Source organism: Nonomuraea sp. NPDC048892, assembly GCF_040649735.1.
GTDB lineage: Bacteria > Actinomycetota > Actinomycetes > Streptosporangiales > Streptosporangiaceae > Nonomuraea > Nonomuraea maheshkhaliensis.
The window spans coordinates 35,971-56,568 of the sequence record NZ_JBEZFZ010000008.1; the positions used below are offsets into that span (position 1 = coordinate 35,971).

A 20,598-nucleotide genomic window follows, 5' to 3' on the forward strand; every position below is an offset into this window, starting at 1 on the left:
CTAGTGGCTCCTGCGCGATCGTGGTCTTCCATCGAGGGCCACGAAGAGCTTGGGCAGGCACGACAGAATCCGCACGCGCTGCGCTGGCGTGGTGTCGCGGCAGGATCCGTACGCGCTGCACCGGCGTGGTGCCACGGCAGGCGATCAGCAGGACGACCGCCATCGCCAGCAAGCCCCGCCGCCTCGCTGATCAGGGCAGCAGGTGGCCGATGGTCTCCTCGCGGGCGCGGCGGAGGAAGCCGGTGTAGTCGCTGCCGCCCGTGCCCTTGGCCGCGCCGTCGCGTTCGAAGCGCTGGATGTAGCGGCCGGTGATGCCGATGTGCTGGGCCCTGAGCCGGGCCAGCGCGTCCACGGCTCCGTTGTACGCCTCCACCAGCCGTGGCCGGTCGCGGCGCCGGTCGGCCACGTAGGCGCGTACCGAGGGGCCGGTCTCCAGGTCGGTGAGAAAACGGCGGTGCGGCGCCGGCATGTACGCGCGCATGCCGGTGAGGAAGCCGGCAGTCACCTCGTCGTCGTGGCGGATGCCGAGCCCGGCGTCGAACGACTGGATCAGTGAGCTCTGCGCGGCGCTGCCGCCGGCCAGGACGACGGGCCCGCGATCCACGCCCTCGAAGATCAGCCCGGGTTCGGCCCAGCCGGTGAGGAACGGCCTGATCCGGTGGAAGAAGACGTGCGGGTCGCACCAGCGTTCGATGCCGAGCAGCGCGTCCGTCGTGCGGCCGAGCACCTCCTGCACGCCTAGCAGCGCCTCTGTGAGCAGGTCGGGGGCGTTGGCGATTACGGCGTCGTGGGCGCGCACGAGCAGCGGCAGCCCGGGCGCGCCGGCCAGCTCGACGCCCACGGTGGCGAGGTAGAACCACTTCTCGTCCACGCCGCCGAGGAACGTCACCTGGGTGTCGATGTTGGACGTGCTCAGCGGCTCCGTGCGGTCGAGGCGGCGCCAGTTGTTCAGGACGATCGAGGCGTGGGCGATGATCGGCGGCCGTTCCAGCAGGCGGGCCAGCTCGTCGAGGGGGCGGGCCACGGGGGCGGGGAGCGTGCGGGCGGGGGTGGTTGATCCCCATACGTACGCGTTCGCCAGGCAGGTCAGCAGCAGCATGGCCCGTTCGCGCTCTCCGTGTGAGCTCAGTTTTTCGAGTGTGAGCACGGGCAGCGACGCGACGGTGCCGCGCAGGCGGCCCGTCATGATCAGGGCTGACAGGTCGCGTACGGTCCGCTCCCAGGGGCGGTAGTACGGCGGCAGCGTGTTCGGCGGGTCGTCGGCGGGGACGAATCCACGGACCGGGTCGATGGCATAGTCGCCCAGGCCGGCCATCCGTCCCGCCCCAGATGTCATCGGCCCCTCCAGCCCGGACGCCGACGCCGCCTCACGCACATGAACTCCGCCGAACCGGGCCCCCGCGCCGTCTCAGGTGTCATGGGTTCTTCCGGTCCGTGCCCCTGTGCTGTCCCCAGCTCTTCCGGTCCGTGCCCCTGTGCTGTTCCGGGCGCCTCTGGTCTGGATGCCCGCACCGTTCCAGGATTCTCCAGGTCGGCCGTTTCCGTGGTCATCGGTTCTTCTCCGGCGAACCGTTCGCGGGGGCGAGGATGCGCCAGGCCGCGGGATGCACCGTCCAGGCGTAGGAGGGGCTGGCCTGGTACAGCTCCCCGTCGGCGTTGGCCGGGACCGGCTCGCCGTCGATGGAGATGGCGCGCGCTCTGAGGGTCACGACGTCGTCGTGGCGGCGCTGTCTGCCTAGCCGCAGCAGCAGGCCGAAGGTCAGCCGGGCCAGGGGTGAGACGGCGAAGGAGACGACCACGTCCGCCAGGCCGTCGTCAGGACGGGCCTGTGGGGTGAGCGGGGTGCCGCCGCCGATCGAGGTGCCGTTGCCGACGCCCACCATCAGGATCCGCCGCCGGCCGTCGGCGATGGTCCTGCCGTCCGCGCGCACCCGCAGGTGCCAGCCCTTCGCGCGTACGCCTGCCAGCAGCGCCCCCGCCGCGTACGCGACCCGGCGCAGCAACGGTTTGAGGGGCGTCGCCTCCTCGGCGGCCAGTGCGCCGACGCCGACGTGCACGGCGTTCACCACGATCGTGCCGTCGCCGGCCACGAGCAGGTCCATCGGCCGCTCCCGGCCCCGCAGGACCACCTCAGCGGCCTCGCACGGGTCGAGCGGGATGCCCAGGGAACGTGCCAGGTCGTTGCCGGTGCCCATCGGGATCAGGCCCACCGGGCGCTCGGCCAGCTCGTCGCGGGACAGCAGCTCGGCCACCAGCGTGTGCAGGCTGCCGTCGCCGCCGAGCACGACCGGAATGCGATCGGCGTGCTCGGCCAGCGCGCGGCCGATGTCCTCCGGCCGTTCCGTCACCCGCTCCACGACGTCGGCCCCGCCGGAGAGGACGTCCAGCACCGCCTTACGCCGCTCCTCGCCGGCTCCGCCCGCGGCCGGATTGCCCATCACCAGCAACCTGCGAGCCATCGCGCCTGCCCTCCCCGATCCCTGCCCTGTCAGAGTCCTGCCCTCCCGGCCTTGCCTTTCCGGGGTCCTGCCCTCCTGCGGTCCTGCTCTCCCGGAGTCCTGGGCGCTCGATGCCCATGATTCGCCCCGCGAAACCGGGCTGGTGGAGCCGGTGGTGGTGAGGCTGGTGGTGCTGACGGCGCGGGTGGCCGAGCTGGAGCGCTTTCCGAGCCGGTCGCCGTACATCGGCGGACAATGGATGGAGCGTTCCGGTCGACGAGAGGAGACCCGTGGCGGCCCAAGGTCGGGACATGACGCTGGAACTAGCCGCCGAGGAAGTGTGGCGGTTGCTGGACCTGATCGCCCCTGACGTGCGGGCGGTCGCCGAGGCGGAGCTGCGGGCGGAGGGATTCGGCCCGGACGAGCCGGAGGGGCCGTCTGCGTCTGACAGGCCTGACGGACCGGACATGTCGGAGGGGTTGTCTGGGCGGGTTGGGCTGCTTGGGCGGGGCGGATTATTCCGGCGGGCCGGACGGCAATCTGCCCGAACTCCTCACCATCGCGACCGCCCAAGCCCGCCTCCCGCCAACCTCCTGAGAGCCAGGCGCCGCCTGCGAGCGCCGGGCGAGGGAGCATGGGGTGTCCAGTGGAGGATCACGCGGGACGGCCGACGAGGGGTCACGCGTGCGGCCGGTGCTCGGTCAACCGTTCCACGAGCGCCCGTACGATCGCGATCTGCCCGTCCAACGACGGATGCACCCCATCCTCACCCTGCAGATCAGACCGCGCCGGAACCCCGAACGCGGCCGTCAGGTCCACGACCGGCTCGGGAAAGCCCAGCACCTCCCCGGCCAGCGCCACCACGTCGGCGTTGCGCCAGCCGACCTGGCTGAACCCGAAGGCGGGGAAGGCGGCGACCCGTTCCTCGCGCACCGGCACAGGAGTCAGCCACACCCACGTCTCCACCGCCCCGCCGATGCGCCGCAGCTCCCGCAGGTTGGCCACGCTCTCGGCCAGGCCGACCTGGGGCTTGGCGGACTCGGGGCCGATGCGGGTGACGTCGTTGCCGCCGAGCGCGCAGATCACCCAGTCGGGGCGGACCGCGTTCAGTGTGGCCGGCCAGCGACGCAGCAGCATGGCGGTCGTGTGCGCGGACAGGCCGCCGTTCACGACGCGCACGCCGCGCGGGCGGAGCAGGTGGCGCAGGATCTCGGCCCAGGACTGCAGGTCGTCGGTGATGCTGTCGCCGATCGCCAGGATCGTCCGCCCGGCGGGTACGGGCAGCGCGGCCAGGCGGGCGGCGAACTCCCCGTCGGTGAGCAGGGTCTCGGCGGCCTGGCCGGCGCGGGCGTCGTACTCGGCGATGACCTGGACGTACTCGTCCCGGCTCAGCCCGAAGATCGTCGGCAGCGCGTCCGCCATGCCGGGCAGGTAGCCGTACAGCTTGTCGAGATGGGTGTGCTGCAGCCAGGTCTTGCCTGTCATGGGCTTCATGGCCGTCCATGGTCCACCTCCGGGTGGCAGGGGGACAGGCACGTAGCAGGACACTCACCGGACATCCGGCCCGGCATCGCGAGAAAGCGCCTTATGCGCGTCAAGAATCCCCGCCCGGCACCGTGAGAAAGCGCCCTGTGCGGATGGCGTCAAGAATCCCCACCCGGCCGTATGAAACCCGTCAAGGAATGCGAAACAGGGCTATTTCCCAGATTTGCTGGACTCTGTCCCGCTCATCCGAGCGGAGGAAACCAGAACTGAGGAGTGGAGATGGCCGACGTCGTCTTCGTCGCTCTGACGATCGCGATCTTCGTGATCTTCGGGCTCGTCGTGAAGGCGGTGGAGCGCCTGTGAACGCGGTCAACGCCACGGGCCTGGCGATCGTCGTCGCCCTGACGGTCTTCATGGTCGCGGCCCTGCTGTTCCCGGAGCGGTTCAGATGAACGCCACGACGGCGGGGGTGCTCTTCGTCGCCTCCCTGGTCCTCGTGCTGGCTCTGCTGCACCGGCCACTCGGCGACCACATGTTCCGCGTCTACACGAGCAAGAGACACACCGCCGCCGAGCGCGGCGTCTACCGGCTGCTCGGCGTGCGGGCCGACGCCGAGCAGAGCTGGGCGGTCTACGCGCGCAGTCTGCTCGCGTTCTCGGTGATCTCCATCCTGGCCGTGTACGGACTCCAGCGCCTCCAGGACCGGCTCCCGCTGAGCGAGGGCATGGCCCCGGTCACCGATCACATCGCCTGGAACACCGCCGTCAGCTTCGTCACCAACACCAACTGGCAGGCCTACTCCGGCGAGTCCACCATGGGCCACCTGACCCAGATGGCCGCCCTGGCCGTGCAGAACTTCGTCTCGGCCGCGGTCGGCATGGCGGTGGCCATCGCGCTGGTGCGCGGCTTCGCCCGCAGCCGGTCGGGCACGATCGGCAACTTCTGGGTGGACCTGGTCCGCGGCACCGTCCGGGTGCTGCTGCCGATCGCGTTCCTGGGCGCGTTCGTGCTGGTCGCGGGCGGGGTGATCCAGAACCTGTCGGGCGTGCACGAGGTCAGCACGCTGACCGGCGGCACGCAGGCGATCACCGGCGGCCCGGTCGCCTCGCAGGAGGTCATCAAGCTGCTCGGCACCAACGGCGGCGGCTTCTACAACGCCAACTCCGCCCACCCGTTCGAGAATCCGACCACCTGGACGAACTGGTTCGAGCTCCTGCTGATCCTGGCGATCCCGTTCGCGCTGCCGCGGACGTTCGGCCGGATGGTCGGGCAGGTCCGTCAGGGGCACGCCATCCTCGCCGTCATGGGCGTGCTGGCGCTGGCCTCCGTGCTGCTCACCAACGCCTTCGAACTCGGCGGCCACGCGACCGTGCCGCAGGCCGTCGGCGCGGCCATGGAGGGCAAGGAGGTCCGCTTCGGTGTCTCGGACTCCGCCACCTTCGGCGCGGTGACCACGCTCACCAGCACCGGAGCCGTGAACAGCTTCCACGACTCCTACACGCCGTTCGGCGGCATGATGACCATGGCGAACATGATGCTCGGCGAGATCGCCCCCGGCGGCGTCGGCGCGGGCCTGTACGGCATGCTCGTGCTGGCCGTCATCACGGTCTTCGTGGCCGGACTGATGGTCGGGCGCACCCCCGAGTACCTGGGCAAGAAGATCGGCCCCCGCCAGATCAAGCTGGCCTCGCTCTACTTCCTGGTCACCCCGGCGCTCGTGCTGATCGGCACGGCGTTCGCGATGGGCTCGCCGGAGCAGCGCGCGAGCATGCTCAACTCGGGCCCGCACGGCCTGTCGGAGATCCTGTACGCCTTCACCAGCGCCGCCAACAACAACGGCTCCGCCTTCGCCGGCCTCACGGTCAACACCCCGTGGTACGACGTGGCGCTCGGCCTGTGCATGGTCTTCGGCCGGTTCCTGCCGATCATCCTGGTCCTGGCGCTGGCCGGCTCGCTGGCCCGCCAGTCGCCCGTCCCCGAGGGCGCGGGCACGCTGCCCACGCACCGGCCGCAGTTCGTCGGCCTGGTCGTCGGCGTCACCGTCATCCTGGTCGCCCTGACCTTCCTGCCGGCGCTCGCGCTCGGCCCGATCGCGGAAGGACTGTCCTGACATGTCAGCCCCCGTACTGGAGAAACCCCTGGAACGGACCGGCCGCGCCGGCGGCGGTCTGTTCGACCCCCGGCACCTGCTCCTGGCGCTGCCCGAGGCGCTGAGGAAGCTCAATCCCGCCACGCTGTGGCGCAACCCGGTCATGTTCGTCGTGGAGATCGGCGCGGCGTTCACCACCGTCCTGGCCGTCCTGCGGCCGTCGTTCTTCGCCTGGGCCGTCGTGGTGTGGCTGTGGCTGACCGCGATCTTCGCGAACCTGGCCGAGGCCGTCGCCGAGGGGCGCGGCAAGGCGCAGGCGGCCACGCTGCGCCGGGCCAGGACCGGCACCAGGGCCCGCCGCCTGAGGAGCAGGGACGCGGCCGAGTGGGACGAGATCGGCGCGCCCGAGCTCAGGCCGGGCGACTTCGTGGTCGTCGAGGCGGGAGAGATCATCCCGGGCGACGGCGACGTGGTGGAGGGCATTGCCTCGGTGGACGAATCGGCCATCACCGGCGAGTCCGCCCCCGTCATCCGCGAGTCCGGCGGCGACCGCAGCGCCGTGACCGGCGGCACCAGGGTGCTGTCGGACCGGATCGTCGTGCGCATCACGCAGCAGCCGGGCGAGAGCTTCATCGACCGCATGATCGCCCTGGTCGAGGGCGCGAACCGGCAGAAGACGCCGAACGAGATCGCGCTCAACATCCTGCTCGCCGCGCTGACGATCGTCTTCCTGGTCGCCACCGCGACCATGCAGCCGCTGGCCGTCTACTCCAAACTGGTCAACCCGGGCGTGCCCGACTCCCTGGCTCTCGACGCGAACGGTGTCACCGGCGTCGTGCTGGTGTCGCTGCTGGTCTGCCTGATCCCCACCACGATCGGCGCGTTGCTGTCGGCCATCGGCATCGCCGGCATGGACCGCCTGGTGCAGCGCAACGTCCTGGCGATGTCGGGACGGGCCGTCGAGGCGGCGGGGGACGTGTCCACGCTGCTGCTGGACAAGACCGGCACGATCACCCTGGGCAACCGGCAGGCGTCGGAGTTCGTCCCCGTCGCCGGGGTCGCGGAACGGGACCTGGCGGAGGCGGCGCAGTTGTCGAGCCTGGCCGACGAGACACCAGAGGGCCGCTCGATCGTGGTGTTCGCCAAGGAACGTCACGGCCTGCGCGAGCGCGAGATCCACGGCGCCGAATGGGTGCAGTTCACCGCACAGACCCGCATGTCAGGCGTGAACTTCGAAGGCCGCGAAGTCCGCAAGGGCGCCGCCACGGCGGTGATGAAGTGGGTGCGCGACGCCGGCGGCCACCCCACCGACGAGGTGGGGCACATCGTGGACGGCATCTCGGCCTCCGGCGGCACCCCGCTGGTCGTGGCCGAGCGCGACCGGGTGCTCGGCGTGATCCACCTCAAGGACGTGGTCAAGCAGGGCATGCGGGAACGGTTCGACGAGATGCGCCGCATGGGCATCCGTACCGTCATGATCACCGGCGACAACCCGCTCACCGCCAAGGCCATCGCCGACGAGGCAGGCGTGGACGACTTCCTGGCCGAGGCCACCCCCGAGGACAAGCTCGCGCTCATCAAGAAGGAGCAGGAGGGCGGCCGGCTGGTCGCGATGACCGGCGACGGCACCAACGACGCGCCCGCCCTGGCGCAGTCGGACGTCGGCGTGGCCATGAACACCGGCACCAGCGCCGCCAAGGAGGCCGGGAACATGGTCGACCTCGACTCCAACCCGACCAAGCTGATCGAGATCGTGGAGATCGGCAAGCAGCTGCTCATCACGCGCGGCGCGCTGACCACGTTCTCGATCGCGAACGACGTCGCCAAGTACTTCGCGATCATCCCGGCCATGTTCGCGGCCGTCTACCCGGGCCTGGACGCGCTCAACGTCATGCGCCTGTCCAGCCCGCAGTCCGCGATCCTGGCCGCGGTCGTCTTCAACGCGCTGATCATCGTCGCGTTGATCCCGCTGGCGCTGCGCGGCGTCCGCTACCGCCCGTCGAGCGCGTCCAAGCTGCTCAGCCGCAACCTGTACGTCTACGGCCTGGGCGGCATCGTCGCGCCGTTCATCGGTATCAAGATCATCGACCTTCTGGTCCAGTTCCTTCCGGGGATGAGCTGACATGCAACGTCTGCCCGCCTGGCTGCGCCCGCATCTCGCCGCGATCCGCGCGGTGGCCGTACTGACGGTGCTGCTCGGCCTGATCTACCCGCTGGCCGTCACCGGCCTGGCCCAGGTGCTGTTCCACGACTCGGCCAACGGCTCGATCGTCAATGGGAACGCCGGGAGCGCGATCATCGGCCAGTCCTTCACCGACGCGCGCGGCGTGCCGGTCGGGAAGTACTTCCAGTCCCGGCCCTCGGCCGCCGGAGACGGTTACGACCCGACCGCCACCGGCGCCTCCAACCTCGGCCCCGAGGACGTCGTGGACACCCTGCCCACGCCGGGCGAGGAGGGCAGGCAGTCGCTGCTCACCCGGGTCTGCGCCCGTTCCAAGGCGGCCGGCGAGCTGGAGGGCGTCAGCGGCGCCCGTCCGTACTGCACGCCCGACGGGGTCGGCGCGGTGCTGAAGGTCTTTCCCGATCACGCGGTCAGCGTCAACCAGCCCTGCCCCGCCACCCCGTTCCTGGCCACCTACCAGGGGCTGCCGGTCGAGTGCGGCCGGCCGGGCGCGGACTACGCGGCCGGCCGGACCGTCCCCGTGCGCGGCGACGCCGGCGCGCCCGCCGTCCCCGCCGACGCGGTGACGGCGAGCGGCTCGGGCCTGGACCCGCACATCTCCGTGGCCTACGCCGACCTCCAGGCGCCCCGCGTGGCCAGGGAACGCGGCATCGCCGTCGAACAGGTGAAAGCGCTGATCGCCGAGCACACCACGGGCCGCGTGCTCGGGTTCGCCGGCGAGCCCGCCGTCAACGTGCTCGAACTCAACCTGGCGCTCGACCGGACATGAGCCGGGGCCGCCTGCGCGTCTACCTCGGGGCCGCGCCCGGGGTAGGCAAGACGTACGCGATGCTCGGGGAGGGCCGCAGAGCCGTCGAACGGGGCCGGGACGTGGTCGTGGGGCTCGTCGAGACCCACGGCCGCCCCCGCACCGCGGCCCTGCTGGACGGCCTTGAGGTGGTTCCGCGCAGGACGGTGACGCACCGGGGCGTGCCGCTCACCGAGCTGGACACCGAGGCGGTGATCGCCCGCCGGCCCCGGGTGGCGCTGATCGACGAGCTGGCCCACACCAACGTGCCCGGCTCGAAGAACGCCAAGCGCTGGCAGGACGTCGACGAGATCCTCGACGCCGGCATCGACGTCGTCTCCACGGTCAACATCCAGCACCTGGAGTCGGTCAACGACGTCGTCGAGCAGATCACCGGCGTGCCGCAGCGCGAGACCGTGCCGGACGAGGTGGTGCGCGGCGCCGATCAGGTCGAGCTGGTCGACATGTCGCCCGAGGCGCTGCGCCGCCGCATGGCGCACGGGAACGTCTACGGCTCGTCCAAAGTGGACGCCGCCCTGGCGAACTACTTCCGCGTCGGCAACCTGACCGCGCTGCGCGAGCTGGCCCTGCTGTGGGTGGCCGGTGAGGTGGACGACCAGCTCGACCGCTACCGCGCCGACCACGGCATCGCCACGACCTGGGAGACCCGCGAACGCGTGGTGGTCGCCCTGACCGGCGGCCGCGAGGGCGACACCCTGATCCGCAGGGCCGCCCGCATCGCGGCCAGGACCAAGGGTGCCGACCTGCTGGCCGTCCACGTCACCAGCGCCGACGGGCTGGCCGGGGCCGACCCGGCCAGCCTGGCCCGCCAGCGCACCCTCGTCGAGAGCATGGGCGGCAGCTACCACCAGGTCGTCGGGGACGACGTCTCCCAGGCGCTGCTCGACTTCGCCCGTGGCGTGAACGCCACCCAGCTCGTGCTCGGCGCCTCCCGCAGGGGCCGCTTCGCGCAGATCCTCTCGCGCGGCGTCGGGGTCGAGACCACCGCCCGCTCCGGCTCCATCGACGTCCACATGATCACCCACGAGGAGGCCAGGAAGGGGCGGCGCCGGCGGGCCGGCTCCCGCGCCGCGCTCACCCGCAGGCGGCGGCTGGCCGGCTGGGTGCTGGCGGTGGCCGGGATGCCGCTGCTGACGCTGGTGTTGTCGCCGTTCCGCGACGTGCTGTCGCTGCCCAGCGAGATCCTGCTCTTCCTCTGCCTGACGATCGGGGTCGCGCTGGCCGGCGGCATGTGGCCGGCCATCACCGCGGCCGTGGGCGGGTCGCTGCTGCTCAACTGGTACTTCACGCCGCCGCTCGGCGAGTTCACGATCAGCGATCCGGAGAGCCTGTTCGCGCTGGTGGTGTTCGTCGCGGTGGCGGCGGCGGTGAGCACGATCGTGGACGTCGCCGCCCGCCGTACCCGCCAGGCCGCCCGCGCAGGGGCCGACGCCGAGCTGCTGTCCACGCTGGCCGGGCACGTGCTGCGCGGCCAGGCCGCCGTACCGTCCCTGCTGGCACGCATGCGCGAGACGTTCGGCCTGGACTCGGTCACGCTGCTCGAACGCCGGCCCGAGGCCGCTCGCACGCCCGACGTCCGCACCGACCCCGGCGCCTGGCGGATCGCGGCCACCTCCGGTGGCGAGCCCGCGACCTGCCCCGGCCGGGCCGACACCGACGTGGTCATCGACGACGACATGATCATGGCCGCCAGGGGCGGGCCGCTGGAGGCGGCCGACCGCACGGTGCTGGAGGCCTTCGCCGCCGAGGCCGCCGTCGCCCTGCGCCAGGAACGCCTGCGCGAGGAGGCCGAACGGGCCCGCCCGCTGGCCGCGGCCGACCGGATGCGCACCGCGCTGCTCGCCGCCGTCAGCCACGACCTGCGCACCCCGCTCGCCTCGGCCAAGGCCGCGGTCGAGAGCCTGAGCGGCACCGAGGTCGCCTGGTCGCCCGAGGACCGCGCCGAACTGCTCGCCACCGCCGCCGAATCCCTCGACAAACTGGACCGGCTCGTCGCGAACCTGCTCGACATGAGCCGGCTGCAGGCCGGAGTGCTCGGCGTCGCTCTGGAGCCGGTCGATCTGGAGGAGATCGTCCCGCGCGCCACCGACGACCTCGGGCCGCCGCGCGACCGCGTCGAGTACGACCTCCCCGCCGGGCTGCCCGACGTCCTGGCCGACCCGGTGCTGCTGGAGCGGGTCCTGGTCAACCTCATGTCGAACGCCGTCCGCTACAGCCCGCCCTCGGAACGGGTGAGGGTCACGGCCGGGCGGCACGGGGAGCGGGTCGAGGTACGCGTCGTCGATCGCGGGCCCGGCCTGCCGCCCGAGGCGTACGACCGGGTGTTCCAGCCGTTCCAGCGGCTCGGGGACCGGGACAACCACGCGGGGGTGGGGCTCGGCCTGGCCCTGTCGCGCGGGCTCACGGAGGCGATGGGCGGGGCTCTCGTCCCCGAGGAGACGCCCGGGGGCGGGCTCACCATGACCCTCACCCTGCCTGTCGCCGCCGATTGATCGGGGGTGATCCGGCGGGGAGCGGCGGGCGAATCAGTTCCCGGAGGGGATTGCCGCCGCTGGGAGGGGCGAGGCGTTGAACGAACCACATATTTCCGGAATATCTGCTGGTTTCCCTGGCCAGGGGGCTGGTGGTCCGGGCAGACCGGCTGGGTTCTTTGATTCGGGGGTCGGGCGGGCGGCCGGGTTTCCTGACGCGTGGGCCGGCCGGGCGGCCGTGACCTGGGGGCTGCCCGCAGCGGCGGATCCCGGGACGGTCCTGCCGTGCGTGGTGTTCGTGGACCAGGCGGGGAGTGCCGAGTTCACGGGGCTGCAGCGGGGGCTGTCCGCGCTGGGCGTGCCGAGCCTGCGGATCGACGCCCAGGCGCTCGCGGGCCTGGCGCTGACCCTGGAGGAGGACGGCTCGCTGCGGATCGACGGCCGCCGGATCGTCCCCGCAGTCACCTGGGCCCGCCACCTGCCGCCAGGTGCGGCGCCCGGCCACGCGTTCCCGGCGCCGTCCCCGGTCATGGCCGGCCCGTGGCACGCGCTGATCGGCCGGTTGCCGGAGCTGTCCAGGGTGCGGCTGCCCGGCGCGGGCGATCCGGGGCGGCTCGTACGGCTGAGGGACGCGGCCAGGGCGGGCGTACGCACCCCCAGGACGATCGTCACGACCGACGCCGCCACGGCGGCCGGAACCCTCGGCGGCCCCCGCGCCGTCGTCAAGCCCCTCGACCGCCACACGACAGGCACCACCCCCAGCCTCGTCCCCTGCCCCGTGCCAGGAGCCAACGCAATGCCAGGAACCGGTCCGGTGCGGGGCGTGCCGGTCATCGTGCAGGAGTACGTCGAGCACCGGGCCGAGCTCCGCGTCCACCACGTGGACGGCGTCCTGCGGGCCTTCCGCGTGACCAGGCCCTCACCCACGGCGAGCCGGCATCACCCGGCGGTCACGGTCGCCCAGGTGGCGGTCCCCGAGGCCGTCGCCAGGGCCGTGCGCGAGCTGGCCGGGCGCTGGGAGCTGCGTTACGCGGCCTTCGACTTCCTGCTGACGGCACGGGGCCCGGTCTTCCTCGAAGCCGACGGCGACGGCGACTGGCACTGGTACGAGACCAGGGCAGGCGTGGAGGACGTCTCCCGCGCCGTGCTCGCCATGGTCCGCGACCTGCACGCCCGCGCGGCCCGACGGAACAGCGCGCCGGCCCCCGGCACCACGGCGGAAATGCCGGCAGGCCGGACGGCCGGGCGTGCGTCGATGGGCCGGGTAGCGGGGCGCACCCTGGTGGAGCCGGTGGCGGAGGACACTGGTCTGGCCGGTGGCGCGGGACTGGACGCCCGTGTGCTCGGGCCGCTCGACCTGAACATGGCCGGCACGCCTCTGCCCGTCACCGCCAGGAAGGCGCGGCTGCTGATCGCCGTCCTGCTCACGCTGCCGAACGAGGTGGTCCCCACCGACCAACTGATCGCCACACTCTGGCAGGACGCTCCGCCGCCCACAGCCCGCAAGAACCTCCAGGTGTACATCTCCACGATGCGCAGGCACCTCGGCGACCGGATCTCCTTCCACGGCCGTGGCTACCGCGTGGCCGTGGAGCCGGAGGAGCTGGACCTGCTCAGGTTCCGCCGGCTGGCCGGCGCCGGGCGCGACCTGCGGGGCAGGGGAGAGACCTGCGCGGCGCTGGAGGCGCTGGAGGGGGCGCTGCGGCTGTGGCGGGGCGGGCCGCTCGCGGAGTTCGCCGGGGTGCCGATGGTCGACGAGGCGATCGGCCGGTTCACCGAGGCGTACCTGGCGGCCGGTGAGGACTGGGCGGAGCTGGCGATCGAGCAGGGCCGGCCCGCCGAGGCGCTCGCGAGGCTCGACGAGGTGGTGCGGCTCTCGCCTGACCGCGAGCGGCTGGTCGCCGCCCGGATGCGCGCTCTGGCCGGCTGCGGGCGCACCTCCGAGGCACTGTCGCAGTACGAGTCCGTACGCCGCGATCTCGCCGCCCGCCTGGGCCTGTCCCCGAGCCCCGCCCTGACCAGGCTCTACGAGGAGATCCTGGGCGGCGAGAAGCAGGGCGCGGCCTGAGCACCGGGCAGGGGAGGCGTCACAGCAGCACCAGGACGAGGTTGACGTGATGGGTGACGGTGGGGGAGATGGCGCCGCCGGTGGCCATCCAGGCGCCGCCGAACAGCACGGGCCCGGCGATCCGGCTGTCGGGCGGAGTGCGTCCGAGCAGCGCGGTGACCCTGCGCGTGACATGGGAGCCGGTGAGTGCGAGCCGGCCCGGCCCATCATGGGGGCCGGAAGGGGCGGACCCCATGATGGGCTGGGCCAGCGCGACCCGGGCGATCGTCCGCGCGGTCAGCACCCGGTCGCCGACCGCCACGGCGGCCTCCTCGTCGGCCCAGCGTTCGAGCGCGTACCGCAGCGCCCGGTACGGATACGCCAGGAAGGGGAAGACGCGGGTGAAGACCGAGCCCGCCACCAGGTAGAGATGGTGGCGGTGCTTGAGATGGGCGGCCTCGTGGCGGAACACGACCTCAAGCTCGCGCCTGGACAGCAGCCCGACCAGGCCGCTGGAGAGGATCACCCCGCCCTCGTGCCCCGGCACCGCCATCGCGTATGGCCGTTCGTCGGCGACGACCCCCGTGCCCAGAGCCCTGACCGCGCGGAGCTCCCGCCGCCAGCGCAGCGCGGAGCAGGTCACCGCCACGGCGATGAGCACCAGCAGCGCCCCCGCCGCGACCCCCACCGGAAGGGGGACCCGGCCGTTGTCGGCCAGCAGGCCGCCCGCCAGCGCGGCTTTCGCCGGGGTCCAGACGCCGGTGGCCATCACGACGAGGAAGGCCAGCAGGCCGAGCACGGCCGACGCGGAGGCGCCGATGAACAGGATCAGGATCCGCGCCGTCCAGGCGGGATGCATGCGGGGCTGCCGCCACGCGACGACCAGGGTGCTCAGCGCCAGCAGCGCGGTCGGCAGGTAGATCTCCAGGTTCACCGCTGCTCTCCCGTCTCGTCGAGCAGCGCGCGCAGGGCCTCCTCCTCCTTGGGGTTGAGGCCGTGGACGAACTGGCTGAGCACCGCCGACGGATTGTGCGCCAGCCGCAGGTGGCCGAACATCCGCTCGGCGGCCAGGCCGGGCTCGTCGGCGGTCAGCCGGTAGACGTAGGCCCGCCCCCGCTTCTCGCGGTCGACCATGTTCTTGTCCAGCAGGCGGAACAGGATCGTGTTCACCGTCGTGTACGCGGCCCCGCCAGCCAGCCGGTCGCCGATGTCGTTGGGCGACAGGAACCCGTCCGCCCCCGCCAGCACGGCGAGCACCTCGGCCTCCAGTTGCCCGAGCTTGCGCCGCGACATCGAACCGCACCTCCACCGCTCCGACGGCCCTCTCTGCCGGAACCGTATCCCATCCTCCGGCCGGTGGCAGGCCGGGCTCGTCCACCACGCGGCTCCAGGCAGCCGCGCGCAGCTACGACATTTGTCGTAGAAGAAAAGGAGTGACCCAAGGAGCGACCCCAAGGAGTGACATGGCCAAGGCGGGCGACGCCCTTCACCGCGCATTCTTCGGCCTGCTGGCCCTCCTGCCCGCCACGGGCGCGCAGGAGTCGGTACGCCGCTACTTCGACTGGTGGCACCGCAGGCCCGACCCCTGGCGCTACACCAGCGACGGCTACGAGCGCGACCGGCACGCGGCACTGCTCGGCTGCCTGCCCCGGCGCGAGTACGCCCGTATCCTCGACGTCGGCTGCAGCGAGGGCGTCTTCACCGACCTGCTGGCCACGGCCCACCCGGGGGCGGAGACGCTGGGCGTGGACATCTCGTCGCAGGCCATCCGCAGCGCCGCGCGACGCGCCGCCTCGGCCGCCCGCTTCGCCTGTCTGGACATCCGCAGGCACGCGCCGCAGGGCGCGTTCGACCTGGTGGTCTGCACCGAGATGCTCTACTACGTGGGTGGTGCGCGCAGCCTGCGCCAGGTCTCGGGGCGGCTGGCCGGCCTGCTGGAGCCCGGCGGCGTGCTGATGGTCTCCCACCCGTTCCCTGAGTCCAGGCGGCTGCACCGCCACTTCTCGGCGGCGGGCTCGCTACGCCAGATCGAGGAGCTCGTCGTACGCGGGAACGGCCGCCCCTACGGGATCTCGGTGTACGGCCGCGCCCCGGACACCCTCACCGCGAGCCCCTGAGACCGCGAGCCCCTGAGACCCCGAGCCCCTGAGACCCCGAGCCCCTGAGAGCCCGAGCCTCGTTCACCGCAGCCCCCTGACGGACAGCAGGAACGAGGCGGCCCCCATCGCCACGGACAGCAGGACCAGCAGCGCCGCGCCCACGACCAGCAGCACGCGGCGCCCACGCGTGGGCCGTCCTGAGCGCTCGTTGTCGGGCGGAGGGACAGCCATAGGCGGACGCTAACATCCGGGCCCCGCCGCGACCGGCGCGGACGCGCGGACGACCGGTTCCCGCCTGCTCGTCAGCGCCCGCCCCAGACGCTGCGCGGGCACCTCGACGAGCCGGTACGTGACCCAGCTCGCGGCCAGCACGGCCCCCGTGACGAGCACCGTGGCGACCGCCTGGAGGGGCAGGGAGGCGGCACGCAGGTCGCCCGCCAGCTCGACGAGCACCTTCAGCAGCGGGACGTGCGTCAGGTAGAGCGAGTAGCTGACGAGCCCCAGCCACGCCAGCGCCCGCGGCACCCGCCGCTCCCGCAGCGCCATGCCGGCGGCGAAGGTGAGCGCGGCGAGCGTGAGCGTGGTGATCCACACGTCGGGCCGCACCCACCACCAGCCGGCCTGCGGCGCCCACACCGGCGCCACGGCGACGAGCGTGGCGGCGGGCACGATCGGCCAGAGCCGTCCGGTGCCGCGTTCCCACCGGTGGACCGCGTTCCCGACGAACATGACCGCCAGCATCGCCGCGCCGAACCAGGGCGTGCGCCCGCTGAGGAACAGCAGCGCGACCGCCCCCGCGCCCAGGGCGCACGTCGCGGCCATCGCGGCCCGCCGCGCGAGCACGCACGCCAGCCCGGCGGCGAAGCCGGCGCTCGACACCCACACGGGCCAGTCGCCGGCCAGCGGCGGGCCGGACAGCATCAGCCCCGCCACCATCGCGCCGGCCGCGAACAGCAGCGCGGCCACGCCGCCGCCCGCGTGCACGCCCGCCGCGTACATGGCGGCGGCCACGAGATAGAACACCATCTCGTACGACAGCGTCCACATCGGGTCGACCACCGCGGCCACGCCCACCACGTCGGTCAGCATGGTGAGATGCGCCGCCACGGCCGTCAGGTCGCGGGGGACGGCCTCGCGCACCGGGATCCACCACGACAGCGCGAGCGTCAGGACGATGACCGCCAGGTAGAGCGGATACAGACGAAAGGCACGGGAGATCCAGAAAGCCCGCAGATCACCCCGCCGCTCCAGCGAGAACGGAATGATGTAGCCGCTGACCAGGAAGAACACCAGCACGCCATAGATGCCCAGATTGCACCAGTAGGGGCGCAGCGAGGGCATGACGGCCTGCAACATGTGCTCGGCGAGCACCGCGATCGCCGCGATCCCCCGGAGAGCGTCCAGCCAGGCCAGGCGCGGGCGGGCAGACGCAGGTGAGGAATCAGGCGCGGCGGGGATCACCCCGGCAATTTACCGAACCTTTAACGTCGCGCCATCCCGTTATCCGCAGGGGGTGTGGCAGGTGTGGCGGAAGCGGTCCTGGGCGGCTGCTAGGGTGATAGGCACTTTTGATCGAGTGCCTGGTTGACCTCGACAGGGCAGCCCCTCGGATCGCGTACACAGGGAGAGCGGACATGGCAGGTGACGACGACATCTCCGGGTGATACCGGAAGATGACCGGCCCCGGCGGGCGCGCCCATGCCGCCGCCGTGCGGGCCATGCCGTCGTTCCACCGTCCCTGCCCCCGCTCATCGGGGTTCCCGTCACCGGGCGACCGCCGTCGCGCGCCCGCGTACCCGTACGAGGTTTTTCGCCATGTCCGATGCCTTCATCGTCTGCTCCGGCCTGTCCTTCTCCTGGCCCGGCGACGTGCCGGTCTTCCAGAACCTGTCCTTCACCGTCGGCGCCGGCCGCACGGGGCTCGTCGCCCCCAACGGCGCGGGCAAGAGCACGCTTCTCAAGCTGATCGCCGGCGAACTCCGGTCGGCCGCCGGGTCGGTGACCGTCCAGGGCACGCTCGGCTACCTGCCGCAGACCCTGCCCTTCTCGGCCGGGCCGCGCTCCGGCGGGCTCACCGTGGCCGAGGTGCTCGGCATCGCGCCCGTGATCGCGGCGCTGGACGCCATCGAGGCCGGTGACGCGAGCGAGGAGCACTTCACCACGATCGGCAACGACTGGGACATCGAGGAGCGCACCAGGGCCCAGCTCGACCGCCTCGGTCTCGGCGAGCTCGGCTTCGGCCGCACCCTCGACACGCTCAGCGGCGGCCAGGTCATCTCGCTCGGCCTGGCCGCGCAACTGCTGCGGCGCCCCGATGTGCTGCTGCTCGACGAGCCGACCAACAACCTCGACCTCGACGCCAGGAACCGGCTGCACGGCGTGCTGGAGACGTGGAACGGGTGCCTGCTGCTGGTCAGCCACGACCGGGCGCTGCTCGACCGGATGGACCGCATCGCCGAGCTGCACGAGGGCGAGCTGCGTTCGTACGGCGGGAACTTCACCGCGTACGAGGAGGCCGTGCGCGCCGAGCAGGAGGCCGCCGAGAAGAACGTGCGCAACGCCGAGCAGGAGCTCAAGCGCGAGAAGCGGGAGCTGCAGCAGGCCAGGGAGCGGGCCGACCGCCGGGCCAGCAACGCCGCCCGCAACCTCAAGAGCGCCGGCCTGCCCCGCATCTTCGCCGGGAACATGAAACGCGGCGCCCAGGAGTCGGCGGGCAAGGCGGGCCAGACCCACGCCGCGCGGGTCGGCGACGCCAAGGCCAGGCTCGACGAGGCGGAGCGCGCCGTGCGCGACGACCAGAAGCTGGTGCTGGAGCTGCCGGGAACCCGCGTCCCGGCCGGCCGCACGCTCTTCCACGCCGAACGGCTGCAGGCGGGCTTCCCCGGCGAACGGCCGCAGGCGGGGCACGACGGACGGACGCTCTACGCAGGAGAAGGGCTGGACCTGACCGTGCGCGGGCCCGAGCGCATCGCGCTGACCGGCCCCAACGGCGCCGGCAAATCCACCCTGCTACGCCTGGTCGAGGGCGGTCTTGAGCCGGAAAGCGGCCTGATCAGGCGGGCGGACGGCCGGATCGCCTACCTGTCGCAGCGGCTCGACCTGCTCGACGTGGACCGCACCGTGGCGGAGAACTTCGCCGCGTTCGCCCCCGAGCTGCCCCAGGCCGACCGGATGAACCTGCTGGCCCGCTTCCTGTTCCGGGGCGCCAAGGCGCACCTGCCGGTGGGGGTGCTCTCGGGCGGCGAACGGCTGCGCGCCACCCTGGCCTGCGTCCTGTGCGCCGAGCCCGCGCCCCAGCTCCTGCTGCTCGACGAGCCCACCAACAACCTCGACCTGGTCAGCGTCGGGCAGCTGGAGAGCGCGCTGAACGCGTACGAGGGGGCGTTCATCGTGGTCAGCCACGACGAGCGGTTCCTGGCCGGGATCGGGGTCGAGCGGCGGCTGCGGCTGGCGGAGGGCCGGCTGACCGAGCTCGCATGAGCGGACACATCCCGCAGGAGGCATAGTTTCGCGGTCCCGTCTCGTCCTTGCTGGTGACATCGTGAGGAGGACCGGGTGGATCCAGGATTTGCGGCGAACTTCCGGCAGTTCGTCATCGACAGGTCGGGCGCGCTCTTCCGCACCGCCTACCTGCTGACCGGTGACCGGCACGCCGCCGAGGACCTGGTGCAGTCGGCTCTGGCCAAGACGGCCGCGCGCTGGCGCGGCCTGCGGGACCCGGCGGCCATCGAGGGTTATGTCCGCCGGGCCATGTACCACGAACAGGTGAGCCGGTGGCGCCGCCGCGCCAAGATCGTCGAGCTGAGCACCGCCGAGCAGCCCGACGTGCCGCGCGACGGGCACGCCGACAGCGCCGACCTGCGCCTGACCATGCGGGCGGCGCTGGCCAGGCTGACGCCGCGCCAGCGGACCATGCTCGTGCTGCGTTACTTCGAGGACATGTCGGAGACCGAGATCGCGCGCCTGCTGGGCGTGCGGGTGGGCTCGGTCCGCAGCCAGATCTACCGCTCGCTGGAGCGGCTGAAGCGGTCCGCCCCCGAGCTGAGCACTGTGAGGGAGTTCAGATGAACGTCGAGGACCTGCTCCGCGAGACCCTCGCCGAACTGGCGGACGAGGAGCGGCCACCGCACCCCGAGCGTTTCCTGCGCTCGCTCCCGCCGCCCCGCACGCACCGGCGGGGCGTCGCCCTGGCCGCCGCGGCCGCCGTCGTGGTGCTGGCGGCGGGCGGCACCGTCGCGGTGCGGACCCTGTCGGAGCCGGACCGGCCGGCCCCGCCGGCGGCCACGCAGGCGGCCACGCGGCCGCAACCGCGGCCGGACCGGGTCGTCATCAAGGAGGGGACACGCCTCGCCGACGTTCTCGCCCGGCTCGCCCACGCGACCGGCAGACCCCTCGCCGCCTTCGCGCAGGCCGCGCGGGACGGGCGGGCGCTGAGCCTGCCCGCCTACGCCAAGGGCCGGCTGGAGGGCTTCGCCTACCCGGGCACGTACGAGTACACCACCGCCACCACCCCCACGGAACTCCTCGCCGCGATGGTGGCCCGATTCCGCACGGAGTCCGCCAAGCTCGGCCTGGACGCCCGGCCCGCGCCTCTCGACGTCGTCATCATCGCCAGCCTGGTGCAGGCGGAGTCGCCCAGCAAGGCCGACATGCCCAAGGTGGCCCGCGTCATCCGCAACCGCCTGGATCGCGGCATGTATCTGCAGCTCGACTGCACGGTCATGTACGGACTCGGCAAGTACGGCATCCAGGCGACCGTGAAGGACGTCAAGGCGCGGACGCCGTACAACACCTACCGCCACCGCGGCCTGCCTCCGGGCCCCATCCTCGCCCCCGGCACGGCGGCGCTCAAGGCGGCCCTGCACCCCGCCAAGGGGTCCTGGCTGTACTTCGTGGCCGTCGATCCGAAGACCGGCGCCCTGGAGTACGCCACCACCCAGGCGGAGTACGAGGACCTCGTCAAACGCTACAAGGGCTGA

17 protein-coding genes are annotated in these 20,598 nt (G+C 72.5%); 10 read left to right on the top strand and 7 right to left on the bottom strand.

The genetic code is table 11. From position 1 onward, the window contains the following. Nucleotides 1-190 precede the first annotated feature (190 nt). The 3 genes from AB0C28_RS26690 to AB0C28_RS26700 form a co-directional block, all read right to left on the bottom strand. Nucleotides 191-1,336 (bottom strand): indoleamine 2,3-dioxygenase, encoded by a 1,146-nt coding sequence (locus tag AB0C28_RS26690; RefSeq protein ID WP_358078182.1) that lies wholly within the window; start codon nucleotides 1,334-1,336, stop codon nucleotides 191-193. Nucleotides 1,337-1,547: 211 nt separating this feature from the next. Then, nucleotides 1,548-2,459: a diacylglycerol kinase family protein gene (locus AB0C28_RS26695; protein ID WP_358078185.1), complete on the bottom strand. Its 912-nt coding sequence runs from the start codon at nucleotides 2,457-2,459 to the stop codon at nucleotides 1,548-1,550. Between the two features lie 657 nt (nucleotides 2,460-3,116). Next, complete coding sequence (locus tag AB0C28_RS26700) at nucleotides 3,117-3,932, bottom strand: GDSL-type esterase/lipase family protein (protein ID WP_358078188.1); 816 nt, start codon at nucleotides 3,930-3,932, stop codon at nucleotides 3,117-3,119. A gap of 350 nt (nucleotides 3,933-4,282) precedes the next feature. Between AB0C28_RS26700 and kdpF the strand changes: the two genes are divergently transcribed. From kdpF to AB0C28_RS26730, 6 genes are all read left to right on the top strand, one after another. Beyond that, entirely contained in the window at nucleotides 4,283-4,375 is a 93-nt protein-coding gene (kdpF, locus tag AB0C28_RS26705; protein WP_357850385.1) for a K(+)-transporting ATPase subunit F, read from the top strand. After that, a complete protein-coding gene (gene kdpA, locus AB0C28_RS26710; protein ID WP_358078190.1) occupies nucleotides 4,372-6,033 on the top strand; it encodes a potassium-transporting ATPase subunit KdpA in 1,662 nt (553 codons plus the stop codon). The genes kdpF and kdpA overlap by 4 nt, the downstream gene beginning before the upstream one ends. 1 nt (nucleotide 6,034) lies before the next feature. Next, a complete protein-coding gene (gene kdpB / locus AB0C28_RS26715) occupies nucleotides 6,035-8,134 on the top strand; it encodes a potassium-transporting ATPase subunit KdpB (RefSeq protein ID WP_358078193.1) in 2,100 nt (699 codons plus the stop codon). Nucleotide 8,135: 1 nt separating this feature from the next. Beyond that, the gene (locus tag AB0C28_RS26720) at nucleotides 8,136-8,963 is read left to right on the top strand and encodes a potassium-transporting ATPase subunit C (RefSeq protein ID WP_357850394.1); all 828 of its coding nucleotides are present in this window, start codon (nucleotides 8,136-8,138) and stop codon (nucleotides 8,961-8,963) included. Next, on the top strand, nucleotides 8,960-11,494 hold the full coding sequence (locus AB0C28_RS26725) for a DUF4118 domain-containing protein (RefSeq protein WP_358078196.1): 2,535 nt from the start codon (nucleotides 8,960-8,962) through the stop codon (nucleotides 11,492-11,494). The genes AB0C28_RS26720 and AB0C28_RS26725 overlap by 4 nt, the downstream gene beginning before the upstream one ends. Nucleotides 11,495-11,711: 217 nt before the next feature. After that, nucleotides 11,712-13,541, top strand: coding sequence for a BTAD domain-containing putative transcriptional regulator (locus tag AB0C28_RS26730; RefSeq protein WP_358078199.1), 1,830 nt, complete (start codon nucleotides 11,712-11,714; stop codon nucleotides 13,539-13,541). Between the two features lie 19 nt (nucleotides 13,542-13,560). On the opposite strand, the gene AB0C28_RS26735 is transcribed toward AB0C28_RS26730, so the two are convergent. Beyond that, the gene (locus AB0C28_RS26735; RefSeq protein ID WP_357850403.1) at nucleotides 13,561-14,454 is read right to left on the bottom strand and encodes a M48 family metalloprotease; all 894 of its coding nucleotides are present in this window, start codon (nucleotides 14,452-14,454) and stop codon (nucleotides 13,561-13,563) included. Next, entirely contained in the window at nucleotides 14,451-14,813 is a 363-nt protein-coding gene (locus tag AB0C28_RS26740) for a BlaI/MecI/CopY family transcriptional regulator (RefSeq protein WP_357850406.1), read from the bottom strand. Before AB0C28_RS26740 ends, AB0C28_RS26735 begins: the two co-directional genes overlap by 4 nt. A 170-nt stretch (nucleotides 14,814-14,983) precedes the next feature. On the opposite strand from AB0C28_RS26740, the gene AB0C28_RS26745 reads away from it, so the two are divergent. Continuing rightward, nucleotides 14,984-15,637 carry an SAM-dependent methyltransferase gene (locus AB0C28_RS26745; protein WP_357850409.1) on the top strand — a complete coding sequence of 218 codons (654 nt, stop codon included), beginning with the start codon at nucleotides 14,984-14,986 and terminating at the stop codon, nucleotides 15,635-15,637. Between the two features lie 63 nt (nucleotides 15,638-15,700). Here AB0C28_RS26745 and AB0C28_RS26750 read toward each other — a convergent pair whose 3' ends face one another. After that, entirely contained in the window at nucleotides 15,701-15,850 is a 150-nt protein-coding gene (locus AB0C28_RS26750; protein ID WP_358078202.1) for a hypothetical protein, read from the bottom strand. Nucleotides 15,851-15,859: 9 nt separating this feature from the next. Then, nucleotides 15,860-17,080 (bottom strand): acyltransferase, encoded by a 1,221-nt coding sequence (locus AB0C28_RS26755; RefSeq protein WP_358078204.1) that lies wholly within the window; start codon nucleotides 17,078-17,080, stop codon nucleotides 15,860-15,862. Between the two features lie 354 nt (nucleotides 17,081-17,434). On the opposite strand from AB0C28_RS26755, the gene AB0C28_RS26760 reads away from it, so the two are divergent. The 3 genes from AB0C28_RS26760 (at nucleotide 17,435) to mltG (ending at nucleotide 20,598) form a co-directional block, all read left to right on the top strand. Next, nucleotides 17,435-19,099, top strand: a complete 1,665-nt coding sequence (locus tag AB0C28_RS26760; RefSeq protein WP_358078206.1) for an ABC-F family ATP-binding cassette domain-containing protein — start codon at nucleotides 17,435-17,437, stop codon at nucleotides 19,097-19,099. Between the two features lie 75 nt (nucleotides 19,100-19,174). After that, nucleotides 19,175-19,687, top strand: coding sequence for a SigE family RNA polymerase sigma factor (locus AB0C28_RS26765; RefSeq protein WP_357850421.1), 513 nt, complete (start codon nucleotides 19,175-19,177; stop codon nucleotides 19,685-19,687). Then, on the top strand, nucleotides 19,684-20,598 hold the full coding sequence (gene mltG / locus AB0C28_RS26770) for an endolytic transglycosylase MltG (protein ID WP_358078209.1): 915 nt from the start codon (nucleotides 19,684-19,686) through the stop codon (nucleotides 20,596-20,598). Before AB0C28_RS26765 ends, mltG begins: the two co-directional genes overlap by 4 nt.